The organism is Microcystis sp. LEGE 08355, from assembly GCF_015207185.1.
Taxonomy (GTDB): domain Bacteria; phylum Cyanobacteriota; class Cyanobacteriia; order Cyanobacteriales; family Microcystaceae; genus Microcystis; species Microcystis panniformis.
The window spans coordinates 1-1,269 of sequence record NZ_JADEXI010000900.1; the positions used below are offsets into that span (position 1 = coordinate 1).

At 44.1% G+C, this 1,269-nt stretch carries 1 protein-coding gene; it reads right to left on the reverse strand.

Annotated features, from left to right (window positions below; translation table 11 throughout):
• Positions 1 to 206: 206 nt before the first annotated feature.
• Positions 207 to 911, reverse strand: a complete 705-nt coding sequence (locus IQ242_RS25085) for a PEP-CTERM sorting domain-containing protein (protein WP_193961822.1) — start codon at positions 909 to 911, stop codon at positions 207 to 209.
• Positions 912 to 1,269: the final 358 nt, after the last annotated feature.

Consider the following 1,269-nt stretch of genomic DNA (forward strand, 5'->3'; position numbering starts at 1 on the left):
TCGGGACATATAAACAGTTATAAGGTTGGTCAGGGTTGACCTCTTAGATTCAGTCAGGGGACTGAAGACCTTACTAGGCGGTTATTTCAGGTATTTCAACCTTATTTCATGCCTAAACGTTTCGCACGCATCTTTCCTATTCTGATCTGACAACGCCGCCTTTTCTCACGCCAATGTAGAACCTTGGCACGCACTAAGGTTGGGTTTTAGTTCTGATTTTTTCGTCGGCTAACCGCAAACAAGCCACCGCCAAAAAAGACTAGACCCATAATCATAGAAGATTCGGGAACTGGTTGTGCGGTATTAACAATCTGGAAACCGAAAATGTTATTCGAGATAGTGTGTGTGATAGCACCCCCTGTGGTGAGTGTTACACTCGATCCAGTTAGCCCGCTAAATAACTGGTACTGTGCGCGTCCAGTAGTCGGTGAACCAGATGTGGTACTCGTGGTTTGTAATAAAGCTGTCGCTCCTGAATTGAATTGACCGCCACTGGCGTAATAGAAAGTAGTAGTGCCGTAACTAATCGATAACTGATTAGTTACGGTTGTATCTGCGGAAGCGAATACATAAAGATCGTAGGAGGAGTAGGAAATTCCCCATAGGGAGATAGAGACTTCTCTCGTAGCATTGTCACCGTAAATACCAGAACGGTACAGGGTATTCGTGGCGGCATTAGGGGTGTTTATCACCGTACAACCATTATAAGCACCGGTGGAATTAAACGTTAATTGAGTGGTCGTCGCTGTTGCCGTATCATCGTTTAAGGTAATATTAGTTCCAGATCCACCAGCAATATTATTCCAGTTAATCGCCGGAACGATCCCCGGACTAGCGGACGGAGCGATTGTAAACATCCCACCGTAAAAATTGACCCCGATACTTGCCGCTAGGCTTGGAGAAACCGTCAATCCTAAAAATCCTACCAACACAGTAGAACCAGCAATTGATAAGCAGGGCTTTACCCACCCCCGAAATTGATAAGTTTTGCTAAACTAAGCATGGTATGGCTCCGATAATAAGTGAAATGCCGTCCGTACTCTACATTATTTAGGTAGAAATGTCAAGGCATTGAAACGGGTAAGTGGCTGGTTATAATTAAATTGAAGATAGATTTTAGGTTCGATCCCCCCCCCCTGCCCGGCTCTTCTAGGTTCTGTGTGAGCATGGTATAATAGTAACACAGAACAGGAGGTGGGTTATGTGGATAAATTTTGATCAACTCCTCGATTTACCAAATGTAACAGTGGTCAATTATCAAAAAATTGC